Origin of the sequence: Wolbachia endosymbiont (group A) of Gymnosoma rotundatum (genome assembly GCF_947250765.1) — a bacterium.
Classification (GTDB): Bacteria; Pseudomonadota; Alphaproteobacteria; order Rickettsiales; family Anaplasmataceae; genus Wolbachia; species Wolbachia pipientis.
This window is the reverse complement of sequence record NZ_OX366347.1, coordinates 773,086-799,712: the sequence shown is the minus strand read 5'-3', so window position 1 is coordinate 799,712 and position 26,627 is coordinate 773,086. Positions and strand designations below refer to the sequence as shown.

At 35.8% G+C, this 26,627-nt stretch carries 28 protein-coding genes and 2 pseudogenes; 5 read left to right on the top strand and 25 right to left on the bottom strand.

Features of this window, described 5'->3' with window-relative positions:
* Positions 1-86: 86 nt before the first annotated feature.
* From OOK97_RS03975 to OOK97_RS03855, 25 genes and pseudogenes are all read right to left on the bottom strand, one after another.
* The gene (locus tag OOK97_RS03975) at positions 87-1,568 is read right to left on the bottom strand and encodes a recombinase family protein (RefSeq protein ID WP_264704948.1); all 1,482 of its coding nucleotides are present in this window, start codon (positions 1,566-1,568) and stop codon (positions 87-89) included.
* Complete coding sequence (locus OOK97_RS03970) at positions 1,562-1,996, bottom strand: DUF2924 domain-containing protein (RefSeq protein ID WP_264704947.1); 435 nt, start codon at positions 1,994-1,996, stop codon at positions 1,562-1,564. The genes OOK97_RS03975 and OOK97_RS03970 overlap by 7 nt, the downstream gene beginning before the upstream one ends.
* Before the next feature lie 4 nt (positions 1,997-2,000).
* Positions 2,001-2,466 (bottom strand): annotated as a pseudogene (locus OOK97_RS03965) (ankyrin repeat domain-containing protein).
* 38 nt (positions 2,467-2,504) lie between these two features.
* Entirely contained in the window at positions 2,505-3,209 is a 705-nt protein-coding gene (locus OOK97_RS03960; RefSeq protein ID WP_264704946.1) for an ankyrin repeat domain-containing protein, read from the bottom strand.
* 168 nt (positions 3,210-3,377) lie between these two features.
* Positions 3,378-4,544, bottom strand: a complete 1,167-nt coding sequence (locus OOK97_RS03955; protein ID WP_264704945.1) for a phage tail protein — start codon at positions 4,542-4,544, stop codon at positions 3,378-3,380.
* Between the two features lie 263 nt (positions 4,545-4,807).
* Complete coding sequence (locus OOK97_RS03950) at positions 4,808-5,608, bottom strand: baseplate assembly protein (protein ID WP_264704943.1); 801 nt, start codon at positions 5,606-5,608, stop codon at positions 4,808-4,810.
* 2 nt (positions 5,609-5,610) lie between these two features.
* Complete coding sequence (locus OOK97_RS03945) at positions 5,611-5,946, bottom strand: GPW/gp25 family protein (protein ID WP_264375260.1); 336 nt, start codon at positions 5,944-5,946, stop codon at positions 5,611-5,613.
* Between the two features lie 2 nt (positions 5,947-5,948).
* Positions 5,949-6,203, bottom strand: coding sequence for a PAAR domain-containing protein (locus OOK97_RS03940; protein ID WP_264375431.1), 255 nt, complete (start codon positions 6,201-6,203; stop codon positions 5,949-5,951).
* On the bottom strand, positions 6,200-6,664 hold the full coding sequence (locus OOK97_RS03935) for a phage baseplate assembly protein V (protein WP_264375430.1): 465 nt from the start codon (positions 6,662-6,664) through the stop codon (positions 6,200-6,202). The genes OOK97_RS03940 and OOK97_RS03935 overlap by 4 nt, the downstream gene beginning before the upstream one ends.
* The gene (locus OOK97_RS03930) at positions 6,651-7,127 is read right to left on the bottom strand and encodes a hypothetical protein (RefSeq protein WP_264704942.1); all 477 of its coding nucleotides are present in this window, start codon (positions 7,125-7,127) and stop codon (positions 6,651-6,653) included. Before OOK97_RS03930 ends, OOK97_RS03935 begins: the two co-directional genes overlap by 14 nt.
* Entirely contained in the window at positions 7,124-7,615 is a 492-nt protein-coding gene (locus tag OOK97_RS03925) for a phage tail protein (RefSeq protein WP_406719938.1), read from the bottom strand. The genes OOK97_RS03930 and OOK97_RS03925 overlap by 4 nt, the downstream gene beginning before the upstream one ends.
* 19 nt (positions 7,616-7,634) lie before the next feature.
* Positions 7,635-7,946 (bottom strand): head-tail joining protein, encoded by a 312-nt coding sequence (locus OOK97_RS03920; RefSeq protein WP_226080688.1) that lies wholly within the window; start codon positions 7,944-7,946, stop codon positions 7,635-7,637.
* The gene (locus OOK97_RS03915; RefSeq protein WP_264704940.1) at positions 7,946-8,950 is read right to left on the bottom strand and encodes a major capsid protein; all 1,005 of its coding nucleotides are present in this window, start codon (positions 8,948-8,950) and stop codon (positions 7,946-7,948) included. The genes OOK97_RS03920 and OOK97_RS03915 overlap by 1 nt, the downstream gene beginning before the upstream one ends.
* A 42-nt stretch (positions 8,951-8,992) precedes the next feature.
* Complete coding sequence (locus OOK97_RS03910; RefSeq protein ID WP_264376981.1) at positions 8,993-9,361, bottom strand: head decoration protein; 369 nt, start codon at positions 9,359-9,361, stop codon at positions 8,993-8,995.
* 77 nt (positions 9,362-9,438) lie between these two features.
* Positions 9,439-10,464, bottom strand: a complete 1,026-nt coding sequence (locus tag OOK97_RS03905; protein WP_264376980.1) for a S49 family peptidase — start codon at positions 10,462-10,464, stop codon at positions 9,439-9,441.
* Positions 10,465-10,487: 23 nt separating this feature from the next.
* Positions 10,488-11,894, bottom strand: coding sequence for a phage portal protein (locus OOK97_RS03900; protein WP_264704939.1), 1,407 nt, complete (start codon positions 11,892-11,894; stop codon positions 10,488-10,490).
* A 128-nt stretch (positions 11,895-12,022) separates the two neighbouring features.
* On the bottom strand, positions 12,023-12,220 hold the full coding sequence (locus OOK97_RS03895; protein ID WP_237350101.1) for a type II toxin-antitoxin system RelE family toxin: 198 nt from the start codon (positions 12,218-12,220) through the stop codon (positions 12,023-12,025).
* A 93-nt stretch (positions 12,221-12,313) separates the two neighbouring features.
* Complete coding sequence (locus OOK97_RS03890; RefSeq protein WP_143688829.1) at positions 12,314-12,601, bottom strand: hypothetical protein; 288 nt, start codon at positions 12,599-12,601, stop codon at positions 12,314-12,316.
* A 39-nt stretch (positions 12,602-12,640) separates the two neighbouring features.
* Positions 12,641-12,874, bottom strand: a complete 234-nt coding sequence (locus OOK97_RS03885) for a gpW family head-tail joining protein (protein ID WP_143688830.1) — start codon at positions 12,872-12,874, stop codon at positions 12,641-12,643.
* 1 nt (position 12,875) lies between these two features.
* Complete coding sequence (locus OOK97_RS03880; protein WP_264705660.1) at positions 12,876-14,711, bottom strand: phage terminase large subunit family protein; 1,836 nt, start codon at positions 14,709-14,711, stop codon at positions 12,876-12,878.
* A pseudogene (locus OOK97_RS03875) lies at positions 14,708-16,178 on the bottom strand (ankyrin repeat domain-containing protein). The gene OOK97_RS03880 and the pseudogene OOK97_RS03875 overlap by 4 nt, the downstream one beginning before the upstream one ends.
* Before the next feature lie 24 nt (positions 16,179-16,202).
* The gene (locus tag OOK97_RS03870) at positions 16,203-16,679 is read right to left on the bottom strand and encodes a hypothetical protein (protein ID WP_264704938.1); all 477 of its coding nucleotides are present in this window, start codon (positions 16,677-16,679) and stop codon (positions 16,203-16,205) included.
* Between the two features lie 180 nt (positions 16,680-16,859).
* Complete coding sequence (locus OOK97_RS03865; RefSeq protein WP_264704937.1) at positions 16,860-18,743, bottom strand: hypothetical protein; 1,884 nt, start codon at positions 18,741-18,743, stop codon at positions 16,860-16,862.
* 133 nt (positions 18,744-18,876) lie between these two features.
* Positions 18,877-20,100 (bottom strand): DNA modification methylase, encoded by a 1,224-nt coding sequence (locus OOK97_RS03860; RefSeq protein ID WP_264704936.1) that lies wholly within the window; start codon positions 20,098-20,100, stop codon positions 18,877-18,879.
* 103 nt (positions 20,101-20,203) lie between these two features.
* Positions 20,204-20,674, bottom strand: coding sequence for a Holliday junction resolvase (locus OOK97_RS03855; RefSeq protein WP_264704934.1), 471 nt, complete (start codon positions 20,672-20,674; stop codon positions 20,204-20,206).
* An 830-nt stretch (positions 20,675-21,504) separates the two neighbouring features.
* On the opposite strand from OOK97_RS03855, the gene OOK97_RS03850 reads away from it, so the two are divergent.
* The 5 genes from OOK97_RS03850 to OOK97_RS03830 are packed head-to-tail and all read left to right on the top strand — an operon-like array spanning position 21,505 to position 26,625.
* Positions 21,505-21,996, top strand: coding sequence for an RNA polymerase sigma factor (locus OOK97_RS03850; protein ID WP_264704932.1), 492 nt, complete (start codon positions 21,505-21,507; stop codon positions 21,994-21,996).
* A gap of 51 nt (positions 21,997-22,047) precedes the next feature.
* Entirely contained in the window at positions 22,048-22,845 is a 798-nt protein-coding gene (locus OOK97_RS03845) for an ATP-binding protein (RefSeq protein ID WP_264704931.1), read from the top strand.
* A 23-nt stretch (positions 22,846-22,868) separates the two neighbouring features.
* A complete protein-coding gene (locus OOK97_RS03840; protein ID WP_264704930.1) occupies positions 22,869-23,357 on the top strand; it encodes a hypothetical protein in 489 nt (162 codons plus the stop codon).
* Positions 23,354-24,580, top strand: coding sequence for an AAA family ATPase (locus OOK97_RS03835; protein ID WP_264704929.1), 1,227 nt, complete (start codon positions 23,354-23,356; stop codon positions 24,578-24,580). The genes OOK97_RS03840 and OOK97_RS03835 overlap by 4 nt, the downstream gene beginning before the upstream one ends.
* Before the next feature lie 23 nt (positions 24,581-24,603).
* Positions 24,604-26,625: an AAA family ATPase gene (locus OOK97_RS03830; protein WP_264704928.1), complete on the top strand. Its 2,022-nt coding sequence runs from the start codon at positions 24,604-24,606 to the stop codon at positions 26,623-26,625.
* The last annotated feature ends 2 nt before the right edge of the window (positions 26,626-26,627 follow it).

The window sequence follows — 26,627 nt, the reverse complement described above, 5'->3', positions numbered from 1 at the left end:
ACATCTTTTGGTATGGCCCTTTGTGGCAGCTCCTTTTGCAATAGTGGTACCTTTTGATTTTCTGGCACATCTATCTCCTGTGGCTTTTATAAATTAAGACCATAGAATTTCTCCCTTTGCTTACTCCACAGCATCGGTATTTCTCTTAAATCCACTAACCTCAAACCCCTTGGCTGCCTCCCATTTACTATATCTTCTTTAATTTTTGGTGCTAAATAGTTCAACCTCAAAATTTGCTGTATACGTCTTGTACCTATATTAACTTTGGCACTCAGTTCTTTTATACTCGCATATTTCCCTTCCTCTAGTTGACGTTTCCACAGATGTGCTCTTACCACTGCTTTCAGTAGCACATTGTTTGTTTTACCTTCTGGTTCTACTACTGTGCATTTCTTTCCTTTTTTCTTCATTGGTATAAATTCCACCTTATCCTCTAAACACACTTCTATTCCATCCTCTTTTACCATTACTTTCTTTATTAACTTTTTCACTACTTCTTTCTGCTTTCCAAAACTCCATTCTTCCCCTTTTTCTCCCCGTTCTTCATATAATTGCTCTGCTTTTTTCATTACTTCTTTTTCTATTTCTCCAGCAACTATAGTTCGATTTACCGATTCACAATTTTTCCCTCCTAGATGATTGTTACATACATAATATCGATACCTTTTATTCTCTTTTTTCGAGTACGTCAGCGTCATGTTTACTTCACAGCTCTTGCACTTTATTATTCCCTTTAGCAATGCTTCCTCATATTTTACTTTTCTATATGGCTGATCCTTTATCAATTCTTGTGCTTTTTGCCATTTTTCTTCTTCTATTATCGCCTCATGCTTTCCTTCATATTGTTTATCATAATGTCTTATCTTTCCCACATATATTGGGTTTGTTACTATCCTTCTCACTGTTGCTTTTTTAAAAATATCTGATTTTGCTTTTGTTCGATATCCTTCTCTGTTCAACTCTCTTGCCAATTCTGCCATTGATCTCAGCTCCAAATATCTTTCAAATATATACTTCACTGTTTTTGCTTCTTTTTCATTTATTATTAATTCCTTATCTTTTACATTATACCCAAGCGGTAAAGTTCCTCCCATCCACAATCCTTGTTCTTTTGATGTTGCTATTTTATTTTTTACTCTCTCTACTATCATCTCTCTTTCTAGTTGTGCTGCTCCTGATAATACTGTCTGTACGAATTTTCCCATTGGCGTATTATTGTCAAATATCTGCGTTACTGCTATAAAATTTACTCGGTGCCTTCTAAAAAATGACGTTACTTCGATGCTGTCTTTTGTTTCTCTTGATAGTCTGTCTAGTGTGTACACTACTACACAATCTACCTCTCCTTTTTTTACATCTTCAAACAATTCCTTTATTGCTGGTCTTTCTAAATTCTTTCCTGAGAAACCTCCATCATCGTACCTTTTGGCCAATGCTACCCAGCCTTCTCGGCTTTTTATATATTTTTCACATGCTACACGTTGCGCATCAAGACTATTAAACTTTTGTTCCAGACCATCTTCATTTGACTTCCTAGTATATATCGCACATCTTACCTCTTTCAGCATTCTTTCTCCTTATCTCTCATTCCAAATAGAAGCGGCCCATTGTAGCTCATTCCCATTATTTTCCCCGCCACTGCTGACAATGATGTATAAAATTCTTCTCTGTAGATTAAACCCTTATCTGTTACCATTACCGCATGCGTCTCTTCACCTCTCTCTAGTATTAATTCTGTCCCTTCTACTGGTAATTTATCGCTACTTATTCTTTTTCCCTTCTCTAGTCGATCTGCCAGATATTCTAGTCTTTTTAACCCTTTTCTTGACATTTCTCCATACGCTTTTTCCTGCATTCTATAAGCTAATCTTGGTATCAGATATTTCTTTGAGTATCTAGGCGCCTCTTCCCCAAATACCTTCTTCCACGTTTTTCTCAGCTCACCCAAAGGTTTTCTCTCTAAATTCATTACTTTCTTTTCTATTTCTTTCTCCATATTTTTAGCCCTTCATAAATAGCTTTTCAATTCTGTCTGTTTCTTTCTTTAATACCTCGGTTACTTCTTTACTATTTTTTGCATAACCCATTGCTGTCATCCCAAATTTATCCGTTTGCTCTATTTCAGCCCCTGCTTTTACTAGCTCCTCCACTATTTCTTTTTCACTTAACATGCATGCAAGGTGCAGCGGTGTGCATTTATTTCCATATTCCTCAGCATTTACATTCGCCCCTGACTTTATCAATTCCCTCACGATTTCTAGACGTTTCTCCGTTACCGCTAGGTGCAGTGCTGTGTATCCTTCTACATCTTTAGCATTCACATTCACTCCTTTTTCAACTAATAACTTCACTGTTTTTGCGTCTATCGCATAATGTAGTTCCCTTTTCGTCTCTTGCATAAATATTTTTATATGAGTTCTCTAATAATTCTTTTGCTAATTTATTAAATTTGCTAAGCTTTAACATAATCCACCTCACCTTTTCTTTAAATTTAGACCTCTCTTTTAAGCCTTCCTTCTCACTCCCTCATCTATCATTTCGTTCACTTGGCTCATTATCTTGCTTGCTAAATTTTGACATTCTTTCTTTATTAGCGATTTATCTCTCTTCCTTATTTCTCCTATCTCTATTATTTTTAGCTCAGGCATGTAGCCTCCATTCAACATGTCTGCTATTTCTCCCACTAGCCCCTCTATTCCATAGCACGTCAGTTCTCTACTTTTTGTTACTCCACCTTTTTCTCTCAGAAATTTACTCGCCTCTTCACTCTCTTTGCTATCACATAGACGATACTTTTCACTTTCCCAGATGTAATACATTGGTGTTGCTCCGTACTTATTCAGTTGATTAACTTCAGCTCCAGCCTTTACCAGCTCTTTTATTATTTCAACTCCTGCTCCTTTGCACGCAGAGTGGAGTGGCGTACATCCACTGACATATTGAGTGGCATTTACTTCCGCTCCTTCCCTTAGCAGCACTTTTACATTTTCTAAACTCTTTGCGAATACTGCACAGTGTAGTGGTGTATAACCATTTTTATCTCTTGCATTAACCTCTGCTCCTTTTTTTATTAATAACCTCGCTGTTTTGTAATCGGAGATTTCTACTGCTTGATGCAAGATCGTCTCTCCTTCTTCATTTCTTTTATTAATGTTTTTAAACCCGTTACTTGATACTTCTTTAAAAAACTTACTCTTGCTAAAACTCATTTCATACCTCACAAAATTAGCTTTTCTAGCGCCAGACAAATTTCTTATATTTACCTGCTGCTATTCAAGTCATGTCCTTTTTAGCATGAGAAAGCAAGTCCTTTTCTTTTTATTTCATATATTTTAACCTATTATTAATATAATATATAAGGATCTAAATATAAGTACTTAACTTATTATAGATATTACTTGACTATTTTTCCAACTTCTGTGCAAATGTCGATGTTCGTGCCACTTCAGTACTCCCAGGTAAAATACTAAAATGTGCTTTTCTAATTCGTGTATTGAGTCTTTTTGCTCTGAATTTAATTCGCTTTCATAATGAACATTATGTTCTGCTAAACCAAATCTTATAACTTTCTGGTTGGTAAAATCTTCTACTTTGTAGTGGTGAGTAACGCTAAACCTTTCTAAAATTGGTTTGTGTTTTAAATTCCAATATTGCCCTGAAAGTTTATCGCTTCCCAATACAAATTTATTTCCTCTTTCCTCTATACTACCAACTGGAAAACATGTGTTTATTTCTCCTAAATCCCAACTGTTTGATAATACTATCTGCGCTTTTGCAAACTTTATTTCTGGCAATAAGCTCTGTGGTAATGGATATAGTGCTTTTAAATTGTACCACTGATGACTCCTTTCATAGATGCCTTTGTAATCCCTTGTGTGAGTCTCTGTTTCTCCAAGGATTGCTACATCTAGGCGATATATATCATTGCTTAAAGCTCGTTCATAATGATCGCGTAGATAGTTTTCTATAATCCTAATAACTGGACCACTAGACCTGAAAAAATTTACTCTTCCAAACGATAACACTGGTCCATCTTTTTCTATTTTTACCCCTGAATAATCAGAAAGAAGATCTCCAAATAAACTCTCATCCAATATAAATCTCTGCACATTATAATAATCGTTAAAAATCCTCATTAATCTGGATCTTACAGGCAGTGATAGTTTTGCCAGCTCTACTACTGCATCTACGAAGAAGTCATTTGGTACCTCTTTTATCCCTACTTGCAACTCAAAAAAGTGTTTACCGGGTGGCTCTTCAATAATTGTAATATCTTCTATATTTGCCCACTTTAGTGCTATTTTGAGTGATGCTGGGGTTCCACGTAGTCTTTGAAATTTTACTCCTTCTACTACGGCTTTTCTTCTATCTTTTACCCAACGTAGTATCTCTTCTAAACCATATTCTTCTATTATCCAAGGCAATGTTTCTTCTTCTAATCTAAATTTAAACCCTCTTATGCAACTTGGATTAACTTTATAGTCGATTGTTTCTACTAGCGCTTTTTCTTGCTTTGTTGCGTTTGGCGGTAATAAACTTTTCATTTGTCTTTTCTTTCAAGTTGCTTTAATTTCCTTTATTTAGGTAGCTTATGAGTAAGCAAGAGATCATTGCAAAAAAACAAAGATATTCTCGGTATTAAAAATACTTTCTTTGATATTTGACTATATTGTTAATACCTTAAAAAATAAGTTGCAACAGCTAGGAGAAGGAGAATCTTTTCGTCTGCATAACATTGGTCATTTTTATCCAGTAAACCACTTATTGCACGCAATCCCCTCACTGGCACAAAACAAAAAAATACGTTTTAAATCCTATCTAACTTGACATAGCCAAGCACTGCACACTCATTCCCCAGAACCACAACATCCTCTCTTGGCTCGATTAATTCTACGTTTTCTACACCCTCTACAAACAAATTTGCTATTATCCAAGATCTTGTAACATTCCATCCCAGCCTTCTACTTGCTTCAAACTTCTTAATGAACTGTTCCTTAATTTCCTCCTTTGATATTACAGAACTTATGCTCATTCTGCTGTGAATATCTATTTCCGTAATATTGCAACCAATTACTGTTACTGTATCTGTTAAAACCCTTATATCATCTCTAGTAACCTGCTTTTTTACAATTTCTAGTAGCTCTTCTGACACTATGCCAGTTGTGGATAATTGTGTTGATAAGATTGAAATTTGTACTTTCCCTGGTATAGTTGATTCCACTAGTGCATCTTTTACTCTACTATCTGCTGACAGTGCATGATATTTATAATATTCCTTACTTCCTCCTGTTGACCAACCTGCTATCTTTGCTTTAATTCTTTTTCTAAATCGTTCATCATCTTCTTCTTTCTGCCTCTCTACTCCATAAAACTCAGCTAAATTACCAAGATCTTCTCCTGTTGCAAATTTTAGTAAATTACTTTTTACAGCTTCATTTATTCTTTCTCTGAGTAACAACTCTCTCCATGCTGCTACTTCTAATACCTTTATCGCTGGGTCACTTTCAATTAGTGCTGTAAAACTTTTATCTCGACTTATTAATTCTTCTTTCATCCGAGCAAAAATCTCTTCAAAGTTCAGTGGTTCGATAATATTTGGCTGCTGCATTTTTAAACAACTACTCCATTAATATTTATGAACTTACCTTCTGAAAGATAGACACCTTCTAAATTCAATGTTACTCTCCCTTCTTTTACTCCTTCAACTTTTACTTTTTCTAACTTAAATCTCTTTTCCCATTTTTCCAAAGCTTCTGCTGTTGCTGCATAGATTTCCATAGTTAAATCTCTACTGATTGGTTTATCCACTAATTCAAATAGCCTAGACCCATAATCTCTCCTCATGATTCTACTGTTTACTGGAGTGGTCAGTATATCAATTATCGACTGCTTTAAGTGCTCTATTCCTTCTAACGTCTTTCCTGTTTTAGCATCCATACCCTTCATTTCTATTTTGCAAAGACGCTTTCACTGCCTTTTATTACTTTAAACCCACATGAAACTATATCTCCTACTCTTCCTACACTAAGACCATTTGCAAACACTATTTTTGATCCTTGAATCATTACTTTTCCTTCACTAAAACTGTCTCCTTGCCTACATATTGACTTGCCGTTTACAAAAACATTATTACTTCCGCTAATGCAGAAATGTGGTATAGCTTTTCCACAATAGTCTCCTAACCTTACTATTCCTTTGTTCAATTTAAGTCGATCCTTTCTGCTTTCAGTTTTATTCCACTTTTTGTCATTTCTATGCTCGATTCCCCAGCTTTCAGTGTTATTTTGTCTACTACTTCAATCTCTAAATGATGTTTATCTTTATCGTATGACAACTTTGTTCCATCTTGAAATGTTAAGCTACTCACCTCTTTTTTATTTTCTGGTGCAGAGTACTTTTGTTGATATATTCCAGGAAGTACTACTCCTAAAGATAATTCTCCCAGCGGGGAAAGTATAACTACTTGCTCATCAATATCTGGCGGAGACCAATTTCTATCTTTTCCTGCTTTGCTTGTTATCCATGGCAACCAATCTGTTAAAAATTCGCCTATTTTAATTCTTACTTTTGCTTTTTCATAATCTACTTCTTTTACAAGCCCTATTCGTACAATGTTTGCTAATTTTCTTTGCAGCTCTGAAATAGCAAAATTACTCTCTAACATTTTCTCCTATTGTAATCGTATGTGGCTTAATCTTATTTTCTGTCCATATCGATTTACCTAAATGAAGCTGATGATTCCAATCAACCATCCACACCAAATATGCATCTAATTCGGGTCTAAATCCATCAGGCTCTGCAGAAAGAAATTCAGCCGGAGATACATTCTTTTCCCAGGTATTCTTGTTCACTACTCTTGCTACTTCTGCTGCTAATGACCTTACAACTAACGAGGAATCCTCGACTGTTCCATCAACTACAACCCTTGCTTCAAATCTTGCTTTTAGCGCTAATTCCTCTGTTCCAGGATCTTTTCCCGATTCTAAACTCACAAGCTCTACAAATAACGCTGGCGCTATCAATTCTTTTCTTATTGCTGGATAAATTTCACATGTCTGTATAGACGGTATTTCTTTCTTCAGTGTGCTGCAAATTGTTTGATGTAAATCTGTCCAGAACTTTGTCATATCTTTAAAATATAGTTTAGCTCATGCTTAAAGTATTTCTCAAACACTCTCTCACTCTCATAATTAACAAGGTCTTTTATTATTCTTGAGCCTTCTGGTTCCAGCGGTAGTTTTACTTCCTTTATTGGCAATGCTGCTCTTCCTTCACGTTTAAACATACCGCTATTTCCTTTTGGCATAACTGCTGCAAATCCTCCTATAAACTCATACTTTCCTACTTTCGATCCTCTTCTTGTTTTTTGTATTTTGCCAATTGCCGATGCTCTAATGTCATAGAGATTTGCTCTAATTAACACTTCTAATCTGCTAGTTTTCGCCTTAAAAATTCTTAATCTCTTTCTTATCAAACTTAATTTTATCTTCTTTTCCTCACTGATTTCCTTAGCTGCTTTTGCTTTTAACCATAGTGCTGTTCTATTTAGTGCTTTTATAGCTGCCAGTTTTACTTTCTGCTCTTTTCCGTCAATATTGGAGATTATTTCATTAATATTGTTACTAGTTTTAATATTAAACACTTTCTATTGCCTCAATTTTCCATATTTTACCTGAAGAATCTTTCAATGGTGGTTCAAAAATCTTGTAGAACCTTTTTTCAATCTTGATATAATTACCTATGCTAAAGGAAGTAACGTCCTGATCACGTATTTCTATAGAAGCAATTTGCTGAGTTAATGCTCCATCTGCACCTAAAGAATACGTAGTATCGGGACGTTTAATTAGCACTTTCATTTTACGAATACTCTCCTTATTTTTATTACAATATATGGCTTCCACTCCTAGATGCTCAAAACAATCTTCCAATAATTTTCCTATATTCATCAACTAGAACTAATTTTTACCAAAACTGCCGGACGATGGCACATTGGCAGAGGATTTGACTGCGTATGTAAATCAGTTCCTCTATCAAATCTTCTTGGCTCTTGTTTTGCATAGAGTGGCTGTCCAAGAGTATTTACTGTTTCATTAAAGTCTGCTGGTGCAAAATATGTTGTAAATGTACTTGCTGTTCCTAGTGGAAAACAGTGCCCTGTATCTTTTTCTATAAATCTTCTTACTGTTCCTTCAGGATCAGTTGCTTGCCCTCTATATTCCTCAAATGTTATACCACAAAACGTAAATCCTGACCTCATATCATTTCGAAGCGCTGCTCCTTCTTGCCATCTCTCGTATGCTTCTTTCACTTTACTATGCGAAGTTAGTGCATCAAAAAACTCAGGGCTTACCAAGGCATGAATTCCGGTCATATATTCGCCACTTAAGTTGTCTTCGATATGTCGCAATACCTCCAGACACTTACGCTTGACATCTGTTGTTGCTGTTCCAAGGGCAAAATTTACTACTTTTGGTGTGATTTCAAATTCGTTGTACAAATTTAATAATTCTGACCCGTCAGCATCAAGAATAATTCCCTTCAGCGCTCCCATTCGCAAATGCTCTAATGTTATTGCATGTTTGTTTCTCATTAGCTGCAAATGATCAGTTATTACATCTGCAAGCGCTTTAAGTTCACTCTCTGATCCAAATGCCCTTATTCCTTGTACTTCTTCTGGCAGCACTACATCATCATGCGGAATGTGCGGAATCGTAAATGTTCTTATCTTTCTTTTTCCTCTTTTTCCTACTGTTGCTGGTGCTCCGGGTACTTGCGTTGGTAGTAAACTTAACACTCCGTTGTGTTCTTCTATCGTAATATGTCTAAATCTTACTGACCTACTTGGAAACAAATTTAAATTTTCAACTCGTCCATAATTTATCGGCAATATATTCATCGCATTTGTTAGTGCCGTCATACTAAATGCTGTATTTGTAAATGGATTTTGCATCTTTTATTTTCCCCTTTGTGTTTTTTATTGTTTAATATAGCTTTACACCGCTTTACGGATAATGATCCCTCGTCCTTCAAGTTGCTTTATTGCTGCATTTTTCTGCTCTTCAGTGATATTTGCTGGCCACACAACCGCACAATCAGCTAGCATTGCAACACGAGTAATAATTACTGCTTTAGCATTTTCTGTCGCATTTACATCACTTACTATTGCACCTATTGCTGTTTGTGTACCATCTGTGGCAGTTGGATTTATTATCTTAACCATGCTATCTTTATCAAGAGCCACTACTGTACCAAGCTTTAGGTTCTGCCCTTTTGCTACTGTTATTTGATCTCTTGAATATAGACTTGATGCCTCATACTTTAATAAGTCACCTAGATTATTTTGTTCGGTTATACATGTCATATTTTCTTTTCTCCTTTTTTTCCTTTAGTTTTACCGCCATGTTTGTAGTTATTGTACGCGGCGGTTATAAAAATACTTTAACTCCTACGACTTCTTGCTACCTGTATCATTAAATCTTCTCCTGAATTCTGTGGTATTGCACTCAGTATCTCTGTCTTCTTCGTTCGCTCTGCTAGCAGTTCCATTAAAACTTCCCTTGCTTGCTCAACACTTACGCCCTGCTCAATAAATTCTCCTATCTTTTCTGGCATCTTTGATATATTACATAATCTTATTATCTCTAAAATTTCTCTACTACAGTTCTCGTAGCCTTCCTCAGTTAACTCATTAGTTGTCATGCTAACACTCCTATGATTATTGATAAATTCAAAAAATGTTGTAACTCCATCTGCAAGACCTATTTCTACTGCTTTCTCGCCAAAATATAGACCTGCTTCTGTTGATCGAATCTTTTCAATTGAAAGACCTCTGTTCCTTGCTATTAGCTGCAAAAACATTTCATATAGTCGGTCTACTTCTTTTTGTAAGCTTCCCAGACTTTCAGACGTCATTGGCTCATGTGGGTTTAAATCATTCTTTCGACTACCAGCAAAGATTGTGGTGTACTTAATACCTTGCTTTTCATCAAACCTACTTTGATCTATATGACTTGCTATTACTCCTATACTCCCAACTCCTGAAGTGCGGGTGAGAAAAATCTTTTCAGCGCTAGAAGCTATAGCATATGCAGCAGAATATGCATCATCATTTGCTATTGCTATTATCCTCTTTTTTCCTCTTGCACTATAGATAAAATCAGCTAGGTCAAAGACACCGTTTACTTCCCCTCCTGGACTGTCTATGTCAAGTAGAATCGTCTCTATGCTTTTATCTTCTAAAGCACTCTCTATCTCTTCATGAATATTTTCATACGAAGTCATATCTAAAATATGATCAAAAGCTTCTGTTTTTTTTGTCAAAACTCCATAAATACGTATTATTGCTATTCCTTTTGGGTTTATATGAAAATGCTTTAAGTTCTTAAAGATAGGTTGTTTGCTGTTATATAATGATAGTAGTTCAAAACTTCTTCTCTCTACCATTATTGGTTTATTTATCCACATCACCTTCCTCCCCTTATTGTATTTTATGGCACATTAACGTCACAATCGAAACAAAGTCCAAAAGAATTAGCTCGCTTTTGATCTTCTGCTATTTCTTGGTCAATTTCTTCTACATCATAACCCATTTCTGATACTACTTCCGATCGACTCTTAAATCCATTCCTTACTGCCATTTGCTGTGCTTGCTGGTCTTTCAGTGGATCCACCCAATCAAATCCCTGTGGTATCCATTTTACTTCTTCTTTCGCTGCTTTTACTACTTTTTCATCTATACAGAGTTCTCCACAAAGTACTGCTAACTCTAGCCATCTATTCCATACTGGTCTGCAAAATTGGAATACCACAATGTTATGTTGCAGCATAGCGCATCGACGACGAAACTCTATTAATCCTGCTCTGATTGATGAATAATTAACGCCGGTTAAATCTCCTGTTAGCTGCTCATATGTTATCCCTGTACCAATCGCTATTGCCCTGAGTTGCTGTCTCATGAATGCTTCATAACTTCCTCCAACATCAGACGGCTCTGAAAATTTTATATCTTCTCCTGGGTCTAAAAGCTGCATTGTTCCAGGTTCTAGGCCAGATAATGCTACTCCTTGCTCACTTGCTTCACCTTCTCCCATGATATTTGCTTCTGGATCGAGTCTCGTAATAAACCCTGCAAACATCGCTGCTGTCTTTTTTCTCACTAATTCTGCATCATCGTATTGATCAAGTTCATAAAGCTTTAGCAGTATATTAGAAAGCCATGGCTCTCCTCTAATTTGCCCAGGTCTTAATGGTCTATAGATATGTAAAACATCATTTGCTGGCACTCTCACTGATTCTCCAAACATACTTTCACCAGGGTGTTCTTTAAATAGGTAATATGCTTCTCTTTGCCCAAGCCTGTTAAACTCAATCCCGTTTCTTATTACATTACCATTGGCTAGTGTTTGATTGCTCTTATTGTCCAAATGCTCTGATTCCAATACTTGAAGTTGCAATGGTACAGAAAATCCATCTTCGAGTTTACGATGTCGGAGGCGTACAAAACACTCTCCACCTTCTATCATGCTCCTACATACCAGAGCTTGTAATCCATAAAAATCACTTATTCCACAGCTATCTGCTTCATCTGTCCATTTTAGCCATAATTCTTGCACTTTCTTTCGAAATTCTGCATTCTTTGCTTTTGATTGTGGTTTTATTCCTGTTCCAATAGAGTTACTTACTATTGTATCAATAATATTTGCTGCATATGGATTTTTTCTCACCATATCACGTGATCTACTACGTAAAGTTTCAAGGCTTTGAGACAGCAAATTGTTTATACTTCCTAACTCTGGTTGAAAGTGAAAAAATCTTCTTCCTGAGCCTGCTGCATCCCACGCTGAGCTTTTGATTTTTGGCTTACTAAATAGTTGTTTGAACGATTTTAATAGCATTTTGCCTCTTTGATTATGCAGCAGTTTGTTGCGCAATTTGACATTAAAAAATTACAGCAAGCTGCTGGAGAGTCTGGCTGTTAACACTTTATAAATTATGCATGAGGCTCTTGCACAAATACCAACGCTTATTCTGGGCTGCGTTCATAAATGTCCTTCCGATGTCCCATTGCAGTAATAGTTACTGTGTGTTTTGAGTAATTTATCCTATAAATTACACGATAATCACTTACTCGTATCCTAAAATACCCTTTGAATTCATGCGATAATGCTTTACCTATTGCTTTAGGGTTGGTTGCAAGACGACTATCTACAGCTCTTCTCACTCTAGATCTTATCGTTGGTGGTAATGCAAGAAAGTCTTCCTCAAGAACTTTTTTTGAATAGATAATATCGTATCTCAGCTTGTATCTCCACCTTTAGACTGTTTTTGCAGATAATATTCTATTCCAATCTACATCCTCACTTCTAATTTCTTCATCACCTCTAGCATCACGCTCAAGAGAAAGCTTAGCCAACTTTATATCTACTTCATCTATTTCATCATCTTCTTCAGATAATTTACTTGCTTCAATTTCTTCTTCCACTAGGTCCTTTACAACCTCTTCTATAGTTCTATTTTGAACTTTTGCCATTTCTATAAGGTAGTGAGCAAATTCCCCCTCAAAATTTACATTAACATTAAGCCTTTCTTGACTTTGATCCATATTTTAACTAGAAAATACCAATTTTAAACTATAACATTTTTACACAATTTTGTCAATTCCCTTACTTGTCGCAATCACAATTCTTCTCTTCGGTCTCACACCTGCAACTTTCAGTTCAGCCTTAATACGTTGCCGTAGATTCAGCAGGTCATTTATCTGAACTTCAGCATATCTCACCACATGGTCACCATATGCAATTGATACTACTCGCTCTCCGCTTTGCAGTTTTTTTATCGCTTCTTCGACTTGACTTAAATATTCCTGATTGTACATTTTACTTCTCATTCAACCATTTACTTTGTCTCACTTTTTTAGGCTTTTTACTTTCCATTTTTCCACTCAAACTATTCCACTTACTCTCTGGCCATCTGTCTATTCCCAGTGCTATCGATGCTGCTCTTGCATAAATCCTACAGTCTAATACTTCATTTCTTTCTCTTACCTTTTGCCACTCCTGTTTGGTGTATCCTTTTACTACCTTGCTGACTAATTGCTCTGCCGTTAGCTGCTTAAAATATTCAGGTGCATACTCCGGAAAATGACAATATCCAGGCAGAGCTTTTCCCTCTTCTTCTTTCAAAATATTAAGTAATTGAAAAAGCTCTGACTTTAATATCGATACTCCCACTGGCCAGAGCTTTATTCCTCTCTTTAGCTTTTGACCACCAACTGTTATATCTACTCTACTTGGGCTGCTAAGTGGTACTAGTGCTTTATTTACACCTTTGACTGCCATTACTCTTCCAGAGCCTTGATGACTTCTCACCCAGTTATACACTTCCTGCGTTGCATACCCAGCATCAACCGCCATCATACTTATCATATATTCAAGCCCATTTTCACCGATAAAATGATGACTCAGAAGCTCCGAAAGCTTTCCCCATACTTCTCCTCTTCCAGTATCACCTTCAAATACTCGGTAGTCTATTGACCAATTTTCACGGCTTTTTCCCCATGCTACAACTTCCACCTCTAGACGATCTTTTTGTACATCTACTCCTGCTGTAAGAACTACTTCGCCTTTTGGTACTGTGCCTACGGGAAAAAATTCTCTTCTGTTGAATAATTGCTTCCAGTCTGGTACTTCTCCTTTATCTACCCAAGTTTCTCCTAAAGTGGTATTTATCCAAACTTTTAGTAATTGTTCACTTTCTTTTGCATGAAGAAAATCCTCTACTGCTTGAGTCCAGCTATACCAGCCAACTGGACTGTAAAGACTTGAAAGATGAAATCCTTTTTTTGTCCCTTTTTTTGCTACTTCCACTGTTGCTCTCCATTCTCCACGGTCTAGCATCTCTGTCTTTTGATGATTTTCTATCTTTTCACCACATTCTATACATATATAGTGTGCTGTATTTGGATTTTTATCTTCCCATTTTATTTGTGACCATTTTAATATTTGGTAATAATTACAATGCGGACATGGTACAAAAAAATATCTCTTATCTGTTGCTTCAAATTCTTTCTCAATTCTGCTTATTCCATGAATCGTTGGCGTTGATACTAAAAAAATCTTTCGCCTTGCAAATGTATTAGTTCGAGCAATACTGAGCAGCACTGGATCTCCTTCACCACCTGAATCTCCTGGATAGGCATCTATTTCATCAAGAAAGAGATATTTTACTGGCATGGACCTGAGACCTACACTGCTATTTGCTCCGGTTATTACTACTATTCCACCTGGAAATTCCTTACTTTGTACAGTATTCCCTGAATCTCTTGACCTTGGGTCTTTTACTTTACTTTTTAAACATGGTGTACTCTCTATTAACGGTGCAAATCTTCCCTTCGACCAACGTTTTCCCATTTCAACTGTTGGCTGTACTACTAGCATTGGTCCTGGTGTTTGATCGATGATATAGCCAATCCAATTGTTGCCAGCTTCTGTTCCTCCAATCTGTGCTCCTTTCATGAATACTACTTTTTCTGCTGGTGAGGACGGAGATAGTGAATCCATGATTTCTTTTAAATAAGGAGTTCTCTCTGTTCTCCATTTTCCTGGCTCTGATGCTGCAGTTGGCGCTAAAACTCGATACTCATTCGCCCACTCTGATACTTTAAGCTCTGGATCTGGTTTTAAACCTTCAGAAAAAGCTCTAGCGTATATCATTGTCTGCATCTACTCATAATTGGTTCTATCTCAATATTGTTAACAGTAGAGTTTATTCCTCCACACTCCTCCAATTCCATAAACATCTTTTTCTGAAATTCATTTTCTATATATCTTTTGCTCATCTCACTTATCATTATTGCTATAATAAGCGCAAGTATTCCTGTTATTGTTGCAAAAATGATTGCATTGCTTATTGTTGTTGCTGTTAAACCTATATATGCTGCCATTGCTACTGCACTTACTGAGGTAAAAACACAGATCACACTATTGTATTTTCTTACTTTTGCATCTCTATGCTCTATACACCTATAATAAATTGGTACAGATCTGCCTATCTCATCTGGTAATTTGATGCTCTTTTCTTTAAATAAAGTTTTTAGCAATTCTAAATTATTTGACTTGATTGCTAAGTGCAGAACAGGTGTATAATTTGCTCCTTTTTTCAGCAATAACTTTACTACATGTAAATGCCCTTTTTCCGCAGCAAGGTAAATCGGTGATAAACCTTTATTATTTACAATATCAATATCGATTTCTTCTTTTAAGATAGACTCTACAAGCTCAATTTCTCCTCTTTGTGCAGCTAAATGGAGTAGACTATTCTTTTCAGAACCATATTTATTACTCATCAAAGCCTTCTTTATCTCAGGTTTAGCGTAATCAAACGGTGTCTTGCCGCTATCGTCTTTTACCAGAGGGTCTATATCTTCTCGCGTTAGTAAAACTTCTATTGTTTTTAGTCTTTCAGCATAATGTAGTGGTGTTTTATTTTCGTAGTCTTGCAAATTTACTTGAGCATTAGGCTCCTTTATTAAGGATTTGAGGATATCAAGACATAAGTCTCTTTCATCGTAATTAGCATTACTTACAGCTATATGCACAGGTGACAATTTCATTGAGTTTTGTCCCATGCGTGCACTATTCACATCTGTTCCAAGCTTCAGCAGTAACTTTACTATCTCCAACTTTTTATTATTAACTGCATAGTGCATTGGTGTCTGATTTCGTGCATCAAAGACATCTATTTCAGCTTTTCCTTCTCTTATCAAAATCTTTACAACTTCTGCATGTCCTATGCCTGCTGCTAGATGTAATGGAGTATGGTGCAAAGCATTTCGTACATTAACGTCAATACCTTTTCTGATCAAATATCTCACTGCATTAATTTCACCTATCATCGCAGCTAAATGAAGTAAGCTATCTTGTTCTGACCCGTACTTGTTATTAATTAGTGCTTGTAATATTTCTGCTTTTTTCCCTTCTTTGGCGTAATCAAGAGATGTTTTACCTTCATTATCTTCCACAAAAGGATTAATGTTCTTCTTCGTGAGTAACAAATCTACCATGCTTAAACTCTATAGCGCAATGCAGTGGAGTTTTTCCGTTTAACCCTCTAACATTAACATCTAATCCAGGTTGATTGATGAGACACTTTATTAACTCTAAACTTAAGTTATCAGCCATTTTATATTCAAAATCTTTTTATATTTAAAATTTAGCGTTAGATAATTCTTGGAGTGAGTTTGTAATCTCTTCAGTTAGCGTCTCGTGAATTTTTTCAGTGTCACTCAGTGATGCAAGCAGTGCTGAAACTCTATTTGGAATATTAAGCAAATTATTACGGACAACTCTTGCTACGTTAAATGCATCGCGCTTTACTTCCTCTACTGCTACAAGTTCTCCTATTTCAGCCTTAGCTTTTGCCTCAAGCAATTTACCACGTTCCATCTCATTTTTTATTCGCGTTTTTAGCAACATTGTGGAAAGCTTTTCTCCGTTTTCTGAATAGTTTTTTCTTCTCAGCGGTTGACTTGGATCTCTGATTGTTTCTATAGCCCTATTTGCTTGTTCTCGGTCAATGAGTCCATTCTCCAGCTCAACTATTCCTTTCTTTACTAAATAACAGACGTATTGCTTTGAAAATCCTTGTTCTCTTGCCCACTCTGTTTGTGTGATTTTTTCCACTCTTTTCCTCCTCTCTTTATTGCTCCTTTTTACGAATTTTCTTCTTGAATCTCTGAAAAGGTTTTGCCAGTATCAGCAATTCCCTACCTGTTTATACTTGCCGGCGTCTTAGAGATATTTTACTAATATAGAGCGAAGTACTCCGGTGCTTTCTTTTTACATAGTGAAATTTGGCCATTTTCAACTAATACTATAAATTGCATCTTTGTAGTTATGAGATTCAACCACTACTTGCTCTAGCGTTAAACTGCTGCATTTGGCATCTTTACTATGGTTTTCTTCAAGCACTTTTGTCCTTGCTTCCTTTATTTCCTCAATGAACTTTCCATTAACTTTTTCTGGTTCAATTCTTTCCTCACAATATACAAGATTTGTGCAATTTGTTTTTCTGTAGTAATGTACTCCAAGGAATATCACTGATAGTGCAAGTATACTCGAGCCTACAAGTACTGATAGCCCTACGAAAGCGTTCTGGTAAAACTTCTGTACACTACTAATACCACCTTCCACATACAGTAATAAAGGCCATACTATATTTGCAGCAACCAAACTGCTTAATAATGCTGTAAATAATGGCCTATCTTTGATTACTGATTCTACTTTATTCCTTCTACTAATGACTTTGTCGTCAATATTAATGAAGTCGTTCTTACTCTTCCAAGCATTAAGTGTAAAATGTGAATGAGTACTATTGCTGTATTCCAGTCTGACTGATTTTATTACTTTATCTTTTGGTTGATACTCTCGCACCTGATTCAAAGTTTCATTCGCATTCTTTCTCCCTACTTGACACTCTTCAGTATCTCTAAATTGCTTTATTCCACAAAACATCGGACTAATTGCAACCAATAATGCAACAGCTAGAATTGGTATAGTCACATAGATGGTACTGTTTGCAAAAAATGCAATAAATTGTGCTTTATCCTGTAAATATACCAAAGCTGCAGAAACGCTAAGTGCAACAGCAGCTATACCGAAAATTATAAATTCCTTCTGCTGCACTGCATATTTTACTCTTGGCAAAATTCTATTTGTTTTCTTTTCTTTTTTAATTAACGGGGTTTCTTCATTATCACTTTTTTCTGATGAGCTAGTTGAAAGTGTAACTGGACTATCATGATTTAATGACATATTCTCCCATCCTTGATTGCCACAAGACTCACTCATTTCTGTTACTTGAGAATTTGATCTTGTCATCTCTGCACTTCTATTGTCTATTCCACTATCACTTCCTTCCAAACTCTTTTTTAAAAATTTTGTATTCAGATCTACAGGTTCACCAATTATATCTTCTGATCCTTTCTTAATTGATGTTTCTTCAGAATTTGACTTTTCCATCTCCGGACTTTGATCGTTTATTTCACCATCTAAACCTCTTTTCGAGAATTTTTTATTTTTGTCTATAGTTGCATACATAGGTTCTCCTATAGCTTCTTGCTCATCACATTTTTCTCCATTTAATTGGAAAGAAGAATGTGGTAGCTTTGGTGGTGCAATATCCTGAATAATACTCAACCGATGATTTTCTGCTGTTCTAGGTGAAGGTGGAGCTACATTTCTAATATTGTCCTTCTCCAACATTCCATTCCTAGGTAACGGCTTTGGTTTATCTCCTAATTCTTTATCCTCTTCCTCTTTTTGCATTTCTTTTGTATTGTCTATTTTGGGGTTGGAAGATGTGTTGGATGCTGCCTCAAACTGATCAAGAGAATACGGACGGTTATATTCTATTCCATTTGCCTCACAAACTGCATTAAATTCGTCCTCTATGTCTTTACCATCATCCAATACTAAAGAAGAACAACTCACTGAAAAATCAGCACCTGCTTCGTCTATTTTTGCTGTAATACTGCTATCGCTACTATTGCTAATCACATTTAAAGAAGCTAGTTTGCATTCAGTGTTCAGGTCAGGTTCTTGCTTCGTACCTTTTTCAAACAATTCAATTCTCTCCTTAACAGATAGTGTAGAATTTGAAACATTATTTTCTACTTCTTCAGAAAACGAAGCTTCATTATTTGTTTGCGACGTTACTACTCCAGCTAACGTCTTTTCTTGATTCATTGAGTACACCACATTTAATCCAAAGTTATTTGTTACGCTAAACTCATTAAAATACGGTATATACCAGTAAATTAATATTACAACTACCAAGGCTTACTAAATTTCTGTTTGCGTTATCTTTTCCACTTTTTTCTTACTGTTTTTCTTCTTGAATCTCTGAAAAAGTTTTACCAGTACCAGAAAGAATTGCTTCCCTACCTGTGTACACTTGCCAACGTTTTATGGTTACATCTACAAATTTTGAATCTAGCTCTATTATCCTGCAAATTCTTCCTGTTCTCTCACATGCAATCAGTGTGCTACCAGACCCACTAAATGGATCAAGTACAGTATCCCCAGGTCTGCTGCTATTAACTATTGCTTTCTCCATTAGCTCTACTGGCTTCATTGTTGGGTGCAGTGAGTTATGTATTGGCTTGTCATAAAACCACAGATCACTTTGATTTCTACCGCCATGCCACTCACGTTTATTACCGCTTTTCCATCCATAGAGCATTGCTTCGTATTGTCTTTGATAATCAGACCTTCCTAGCGTAAAGTGACTCTTTGCCCAAATGATGAATGTTGACCAACGACCACCTGCTTCTTCAAATACTTTTTGTAACGTCGAAAATTCTGATGATGATGTACAGATATAAATTGCACCTTTGGTGTATGCTAAAATATGAGTGCAAATATCATAGAGAAAAAGTTCGTACCTTTCACCTTGATTATCGTTTAATATCTTTTTATCTTCTCTTTCCTGACTGCTACCGTAATCAACGTTATATGGAGGATCACATACGGTAATATCTGCCATTTTATCGTCTAATACCGCTTTATATGATTCAACTACAGAGCTATCACCACAATAGATTCGATGATCACCTAAAATCCATAGATCACCTGGCTTTGTTATTTCTACCTTTTTGTCATCAATAGCTAAGTCAGAAAGATCTTCACCATTGTCTCCATCAAAATCATTGAGAAACCGTTGAACTTTTTCTAGCTCAAATCCAGTCATTTTAAGATCAAACTGCAAATCTTCTAATTCTTGAATTTCCACCTTCAAAAGATCATCATCCCACTTTGCCCAATTAGCTGATTGATTTGCCAGTAATCGAAAAGCTTTAGTTTGTGGTTCATTTAAATTATCACTCAAAACAACTGGAATACTCTCCATACCAAGTTTTCTTGCTGCTTTAAGTCTTAAATGACCATCAACCACAGTGCCATCGCTTTTTGCAACTATTGGTATACGAAAGCCAAATTCTCGAATAGAAGCACACATTCTGTTTACTACGTCATCATTTTTACGTGGATTACGCTCATATTCGACTAGATTTTCAACAGGATAGTAGTGGATTGCTAAATTCATATCTTAATAATTAAAAAGTTAATATTCAAAATATCTCTGACGCTAAAGAAGGCCTGAGGTCAGCACCACCAAACCCGCCAGCATGGCCGGAAGGACCCACTTTCTATGGTGTTTTTAATATATTAAAATCTTTGCTAAAATTCATAACATAGAACATTAAAGCTAAAGAGTCCGCTTCATTATCATCCATTGGACAAAAACCCTTTTTCTGCACTGCTTCAATAACATCAGCTTTACTTGCATTTCCCTTGCCAGTTATAAAACGTTTAATAGTCTTAACCGAAACACCTTGATAGGGAATATTGCTTTCCTCACACCAAGCAGAAAGGTGTGCTAAAAACCCTCCATAGATATGTGCAGCATCAGTTCCCAAGTGTCTTCTCACTTCTTCAAAGTACACAACTTCAATGCCTGGAAATTTATACTTAAGTGAATTAAGCCAATTACGAAAATTTAAAAACTGCATTCCACCACCACTAAACCTGCTAACATGAAAACTCTTACTTCCACTTTGCACTATTCCATCATTTAAAATAGTCCAGCCAGTTTGTTTGCCAAGATCTAGGGTGAGCATTTCCTTTCAGTTGTTGTGTACATATATATACAAGATTCGAAAAAATTATGTCCAAAAAATCTTTAATTTTCGAAATTTAACAACTAACATGAAAACTCTTTTGCAGCCAGTTTGTTTACCAAATCTTTCAATTGCCGAGTACATATATATACAAGATTTGAAAAAATTACGTCCAAAAAATCTTCAATGTTTGAAAATTTTTTATAATTAACTCTTTCTTGAAGATGTTTATTTAAAAACCTTCTAAACATGATTTTTCTACTTTCAGAGGTTCTTTTATTATTCTAATCTGATATTTTATATGTTTTTATATATGTGTATATTTTTATATATGTATTATATATATATATTATATATAAGGGTTTCAGGAAGCTAGAATCCTCCATATTGGCGGACTTCAGATATGCCGTTCCTAGGAACGGTTTTAGGAACGCATGGTGAAAACCCTCCATACAGGCTAATTCTAGATTCCTGATTCCTAATTCCTGATTTAGGAAGCCAGTAATTAGGAACGGAACTTAAGATCATAGAGAGCACATTTTTCCCTCTTAAAAATTGGTGATATTGAATTTCAAAATATGAAATTCTTATATATTTTTAATATAATTTTAGGAAGTCTGAGCTACCCATTCTTTGAAATCCATTCAAAATAGGTTCCAAAAACCTGAACTGTATTATTTTAAATTGCACCGGTATTATTCTCAAAAAAAAATAACAGAATATCAATAGATTAAAAATCGCATCAGTATTATTTATTTTTGCTCCTGTCCTACATAACAGCATTAATAACTCTCATCCTTAAAAGCATCAATTTGTTTTTAAGGAAAGTTATGAAATTACAAAACTACCATATAGTTATTAAAAATGTAAAATATCAAGCTTATAGACTGAAACTTGCTAAGTGCTTTATTAATGAAGCTCACGAAGATCTTGAGCAAGAACTCTTCTGTGAAATTTGGCCATATCTTGATCAGTATGATGAAGACAAAAGTAGCTTTAATACCTTTGTAGCAAGATTAACTGAAAATAAAGCTATTAACTTGCTAAAGAAACAGCGATGTGCAAAACGTGACATCAATAACTATATTAGCACTGATGTAACAGAGCTACTTGAGAGTGAAATAACAAAACGCATTGATGTAGACTATATGATCTCGGTTTTACCAAAGGAATGGCAAAATATATGTGAGCAACTTAAGTTTTTCAACTTACATGAAGTTGCCAAAATGAACAACGTTTCAAGAACCACTTTAAACAATATTATCAAGAAGATACGTGCCAAACTTTCTTCTATTTACTACGCAGGCAAAAAGAAAAATTGAACAAAATTTTTGCCTTTCTTGTATATATATACATCGTAGCATGGATAAATAATGATTCTTAAAATTTTGAATAATAATGAAAGATTGCAAACAATATCAAGTGTAAAGATGGTCATCTTTGGTCCTTATGGTATTGGTAAAACAAGTCTCCTAAAGACTATAGATGAACCAACACTTTGCCTTGATTTTGAAGCAGGGCTTCTTGCCGTTCAAGACTGGCAAGGAGATTCAATAAGTGTTCGCACTTGGAATGAAGCTAGAGATATTGCTTGTCTTATAGGCGGTTCTAATCCTGCATTAAAATCTGATCAAGCATACAGCCAAAGACACTATGAACATGTATCTGGTAAGTACAAAGATCTTTTCTCTGAGTTTTCTAAATACCGATGCATTTTTGTAGATAGCATAACCGTTGCTTCACGTTTATGTCTTTTATGGACAAAAATGCAACCTGAAGCTTTTTCTGAGAGATCAGGAAAACAGGATATGAGAGCTGCCTATGGATTACTTGCTCAAGAAATGATGGCTTGGCTCAATCAATTTCAACATATCAGAGACAAAGACATCATCATAGTTGGTACTTTAGGTCAGTATTTAGACGATTTTAATCGTCCAAACTGGCTACCTCAATGCGAAGGGGCTAAAACTGCTAGTGAAATTCCTGGGATAGTTGACGAAGTAAGTAGTATGGTTGGTATAAAACAGGAGGATGGAACAGAGAAACGCTCTTTTGTTTGCCATACTCTAAATCCTTGGGGATACCCAGCTAAAGACCGCAGTGGACGCCTGAATATGGTTGAAGAACCGCATTTAGGCAAGCTGCTTACAAAGATTAAAAGCAAGTTTTAAAATTTAAACATGGAGAGTGATATATGTTACAAAACCTATTAACTGATTTTAACACTGTAAAACCGCAAAGTAGATTGATACCAAAAGGTACAATAGTAAAGGTAAAAATGACAATCAAGCCTGGAGGTTATGAGCATTGGTTTACTAAAAGCCCCACTACCGGTAGCATTTATTTAAATACAGAATTTACCGTTATTGAAGGTCTATATGAAAAGCACAAGATTTACCAAATAATTGGTATTAAAAGTAATAAAGCAGAAGATACTTGGGGAGAAATGGGTCGCTCTATGCTTCGCAGTATCCTGGAATCGGCACGAGACATTCATCCACATGATAACTCAGAAGGTGCAATCCTTGCTCGTAAGCTAAATTCAGTTGCAGAATTAAATGGGTTAGAGTTTACAGTAAAGGTAGGTATTATAACTGATGAATATGGAGAAAAGAACAAAATTGCTTCAATAGTTACTTTGGAATACCGTAAAAATTATGAAATTGACAGAGTACCATTTTGAAGTACGACGAGGAAAAGCTTTGGTCTGCTGTCGTTGCTAGAGGTATTCAGGACGCAGTAGGAAAAAACCCAAAGCTAAGAAAAGAAGCAATTAATTGGCTGAATTCAAAATCTTTTGAAACTGTTTGCGAGCTAGCTAATCTCAACTTTAAACGTATGAAAAATATGTATGGGAATTTTATGTCTAAAAAGCAAGAAAAGATAAAAGCATTATTAATTGATAATATCAAGGAGTGTGTTTCTTACCTACTTCCAAATGGTGAGTTTTACCGAGAAAAAACTTATATTGGAGACTTAAATGGAAATACAATTACAGTAAAAATAGTAGGTAAGGAAGCTGGTGATTGGCGTAATTTTACCGAAGGAACTGGTGGTGATATTATTGATCTTTGGATTTTAATTAAGGGTGATATATATTCTGCTAGAAAGTGGCTCAATAAAAAATCAAAGAGTGGAGAAAAAAAGGGAGAAAAAAGAGAAGAAAAAATATTTTCTGTAAAGCAGTACTTAAGTGATCAATCACCAATACCAGAAGACATAATAGCTCCACGAATTCTCACTCCAGGTGGTCTTTTAGTCATTGGTGGTACTCCAAAGGTTGGCAAAAGTTATTTTCTTCTCTCTTTGCTTGCACATCTTGCAGCAGGAGTGTCGTTTCTTAAGATGAAGTCAGCAAGGCCACTAAAAATAGTCTATCTGCAAAATGAGATGGAGTACAATTATATCAGGGAACGCATACAACAAATCATAACTAATCAAAGACTGCCAAATCTAGCAGAGGAAAACTTGATTGTTACTACAAAAATGAAATTAACTTTAAATGATGAAGGTATAGAGAGAATAAAAGAGATCATAGGAGAAAAATTTAAAACAATAGACCTTATCGTCTTGGATTCTCTTGACTATGAAAATATGTTTTCTGGCCTGCAAAGCAGAGTAGAAAAACTACGTTCTATAATTAATCCTATGGCTGGAATCATTATTACACGTCACACCAGAAAAGTATCGACAGCTACACTCGCAAAAAGCCCTTTTCAAGCTTTAATTGGTGCTAATGCTTTAAGAAGCTTTTATACATCTGGTATTGTAATGTTTCAACCAAGTAAACGTGCAAATGTCTTGCAAGTAGTATATGAACTAAGAAGCGGTAAATCAATACCAGCAAAATTCATTAGCAGGGTAAATGGGCGTTGGCAGAATTCTAAAATTATAGCTACGGCTTAACTTGTCCGCAAAAAACGGATACTATGGTAGAGCTAAAGACTCAGCTTTTGCAAAATATCAGATCTTGTCTTTTTCATCTATTACCAAGAGGGACATTTCGTGGTGATAAGTTTTATGTAGGTGATGTACAGGGTAACAAAGGCAAAAGTACTGTAATAGAATTAACAGGCGAAAGAGCCGGATTATGGAAAGATTTTGCAACAGGAGAGGGTGGTGACATTATTGACCTTTGGGCAACAGTACACGGGAAGAATGCGAAAACAGAATTTCCTGAAGTAATGCTTTCAATAAGTGAATGGCTCGGCATCAAAGAAAAAAATAATACTAGAGATTTAGAACAATACCTGACTTGTAGCTGGAACTACTACGACGAGAGCAATCAAGTAATCGTAATAGTCTACCGTTATGATCCTCCTCTAGAGAAAAAACAGTTTAAACCATTTGATGTTAAAAAACAAAGATTCAAAGAGCCGGAGATAAGACCACTCTACAACATTCCAGGTATTTTAAAGTCCGATAAAGTTATTCTGGTTGAAGGAGAAAAATGCGCAGAAGCACTTATAGAGAAAGGAATAACTGCAACAACAGCAATGTTTGGAGCAAATGCGCCTATTGATAAAACAGATTGGACTCCGCTTAAGGGCAAGCATATTATTATTTGGCCAGACAACGATGAAGCAGGTAATAAATATACCAAAAACGCTGAAAAGAGACTTTTAGAACTTGGTGTTGCATCACTTGCTACGCTTAAGATTCCATCGGATAAACCAAGGAGTTGGGATGCTGCTGATTGTGTGTTAGAGGGAATAAATATTGAAGAATTTATTGAAAAAAACTCAAGAAAAATAATTATTAAACCACCACTTGATATTTTCAGCTGGAGTGTAGAGCGTTTTGTAGGTCCAGTACCAAAGCAAAGATTCTTAGTTGAAGGATTATTTCCTTTGGGTGTCACATCTATTTTAGCTGCAATGGGTGATACTGGTAAAGGTATGCTTCTTCTTGACCTAGCCCTCAAGGTTGCAGCTAGCATAGATCAGGTATGCGGATTTGGCCAACTTGTTACTGAACACGGATCTGTTGTGGTATTTTCTGCAGAAGATGATACAAATGAAATACATCGTCGCTTAGAACGACTTGATCCAAAATGCGAGAGATTGAAATATAAAGATAGGCTATTTATTGTACCATTACCAAACATCGGAGGATCTCTTACCATACTTAAGAACGTTCGCGGTAAAGTTGTAGAAATATCTCCAGAATTTGAGTCGGTAATGAAGCAGCTGAGCAGAATAAAGGATTTAAAGCTCATTATATTTGATCCCCTTGCTTCTTTCATTCATGCAGATTTAAATGCTGACCCAGCAGTAGGGGATTATCTCATGTGTTTATTATCTGATTTAGCATGTAGCACTGGAGCTTCAATAATTACTGCACATCATATGAGAAAGCTGAAGGGAGAAAAGCCTATATCAACAGTAGAGCAAGCACGAGATGCTATTCGAGGTACTTCTGCTCTCGTAAATGGAGTCAGGTGTTCTTTTGCTTTTTGGCCTGTTGAGGATATGACTAAACCGATGATTTTTAGGTCAATTGGAAAAATCCCAAGACAAAATGCCTTATTTTATGGAGCTGTTGTTAAGGCAAATGGCCTAGCTGATCGTACCATACGTACTTACCTAAGAAATGAAGAAACAGGGCTATTGGAAGACATTACTGAACAATTAAAAGCTCAAAATATTAGCGATAAAGATCTTAAAATATATCTTATTGATTCAATTGCGCGAGCTGCTAGTTCAGGACATCCATTTACTCATACAGGAAGTGCAGGAATACATAAACAACGACATAGACTGCCTGAGATTTTTCATAGTATGGGAAGGGATAGATTAGAGCGTATAGTACAAGAGCTTTTACAGGTAAAGCAAATAGTTAAAGGAATGGCTAATGGCTCAAAAGAGGATAAATGGCTTGATGTAAAAACAGGACCATTTGCACGTGGGGTGGGAAAATTTATTCATGGAGCTGAAAAAAACTATTTTTGATA

What these genes read in the sequence shown, in the direction of transcription:
- OOK97_RS03855 (WP_264704934.1), bottom strand. Translation starts at nt 20,674, where the DNA reads ATGCTCACCCTAGATCTTGGCAAACAAACTGGCTGGACTATTTTAAAT.
- OOK97_RS03860 (WP_264704936.1), bottom strand. Translation starts at nt 20,100, where the DNA reads ATGAATTTAGCAATCCACTACTATCCTGTTGAAAATCTAGTCGAATAT.
- OOK97_RS03960 (WP_264704946.1), bottom strand. Translation starts at nt 3,209, where the DNA reads ATGAGTTTTAGCAAGAGTAAGTTTTTTAAAGAAGTATCAAGTAACGGG.
- OOK97_RS03970 (WP_264704947.1), bottom strand. Translation starts at nt 1,996, where the DNA reads ATGGAGAAAGAAATAGAAAAGAAAGTAATGAATTTAGAGAGAAAACCT.
- OOK97_RS03830 (WP_264704928.1), top strand. Translation starts at nt 24,604, where the DNA reads ATGGTAGAGCTAAAGACTCAGCTTTTGCAAAATATCAGATCTTGTCTT.
- OOK97_RS03885 (WP_143688830.1), bottom strand. Translation starts at nt 12,874, where the DNA reads ATGTACAATCAGGAATATTTAAGTCAAGTCGAAGAAGCGATAAAAAAA.
- OOK97_RS03845 (WP_264704931.1), top strand. Translation starts at nt 22,048, where the DNA reads ATGATTCTTAAAATTTTGAATAATAATGAAAGATTGCAAACAATATCA.
- OOK97_RS03920 (WP_226080688.1), bottom strand. Translation starts at nt 7,946, where the DNA reads ATGAATATAGGAAAATTATTGGAAGATTGTTTTGAGCATCTAGGAGTG.
- OOK97_RS03840 (WP_264704930.1), top strand. Translation starts at nt 22,869, where the DNA reads ATGTTACAAAACCTATTAACTGATTTTAACACTGTAAAACCGCAAAGT.
- OOK97_RS03880 (WP_264705660.1), bottom strand. Translation starts at nt 14,711, where the DNA reads ATGATATACGCTAGAGCTTTTTCTGAAGGTTTAAAACCAGATCCAGAG.
- OOK97_RS03890 (WP_143688829.1), bottom strand. Translation starts at nt 12,601, where the DNA reads ATGGATCAAAGTCAAGAAAGGCTTAATGTTAATGTAAATTTTGAGGGG.
- OOK97_RS03915 (WP_264704940.1), bottom strand. Translation starts at nt 8,950, where the DNA reads ATGCAAAATCCATTTACAAATACAGCATTTAGTATGACGGCACTAACA.
- OOK97_RS03850 (WP_264704932.1), top strand. Translation starts at nt 21,505, where the DNA reads ATGAAATTACAAAACTACCATATAGTTATTAAAAATGTAAAATATCAA.
- OOK97_RS03975 (WP_264704948.1), bottom strand. Translation starts at nt 1,568, where the DNA reads ATGCTGAAAGAGGTAAGATGTGCGATATATACTAGGAAGTCAAATGAA.
- OOK97_RS03945 (WP_264375260.1), bottom strand. Translation starts at nt 5,946, where the DNA reads ATGAAGGGTATGGATGCTAAAACAGGAAAGACGTTAGAAGGAATAGAG.
- OOK97_RS03905 (WP_264376980.1), bottom strand. Translation starts at nt 10,464, where the DNA reads ATGTGGATAAATAAACCAATAATGGTAGAGAGAAGAAGTTTTGAACTA.
- OOK97_RS03930 (WP_264704942.1), bottom strand. Translation starts at nt 7,127, where the DNA reads ATGACAAAGTTCTGGACAGATTTACATCAAACAATTTGCAGCACACTG.
- OOK97_RS03865 (WP_264704937.1), bottom strand. Translation starts at nt 18,743, where the DNA reads ATGAATCAAGAAAAGACGTTAGCTGGAGTAGTAACGTCGCAAACAAAT.
- OOK97_RS03900 (WP_264704939.1), bottom strand. Translation starts at nt 11,894, where the DNA reads ATGCTATTAAAATCGTTCAAACAACTATTTAGTAAGCCAAAAATCAAA.
- OOK97_RS03910 (WP_264376981.1), bottom strand. Translation starts at nt 9,361, where the DNA reads ATGACATGTATAACCGAACAAAATAATCTAGGTGACTTATTAAAGTAT.
- OOK97_RS03955 (WP_264704945.1), bottom strand. Translation starts at nt 4,544, where the DNA reads ATGAAAAGTTTATTACCGCCAAACGCAACAAAGCAAGAAAAAGCGCTA.
- OOK97_RS03950 (WP_264704943.1), bottom strand. Translation starts at nt 5,608, where the DNA reads ATGCAGCAGCCAAATATTATCGAACCACTGAACTTTGAAGAGATTTTT.
- OOK97_RS03935 (WP_264375430.1), bottom strand. Translation starts at nt 6,664, where the DNA reads ATGTTAGAGAGTAATTTTGCTATTTCAGAGCTGCAAAGAAAATTAGCA.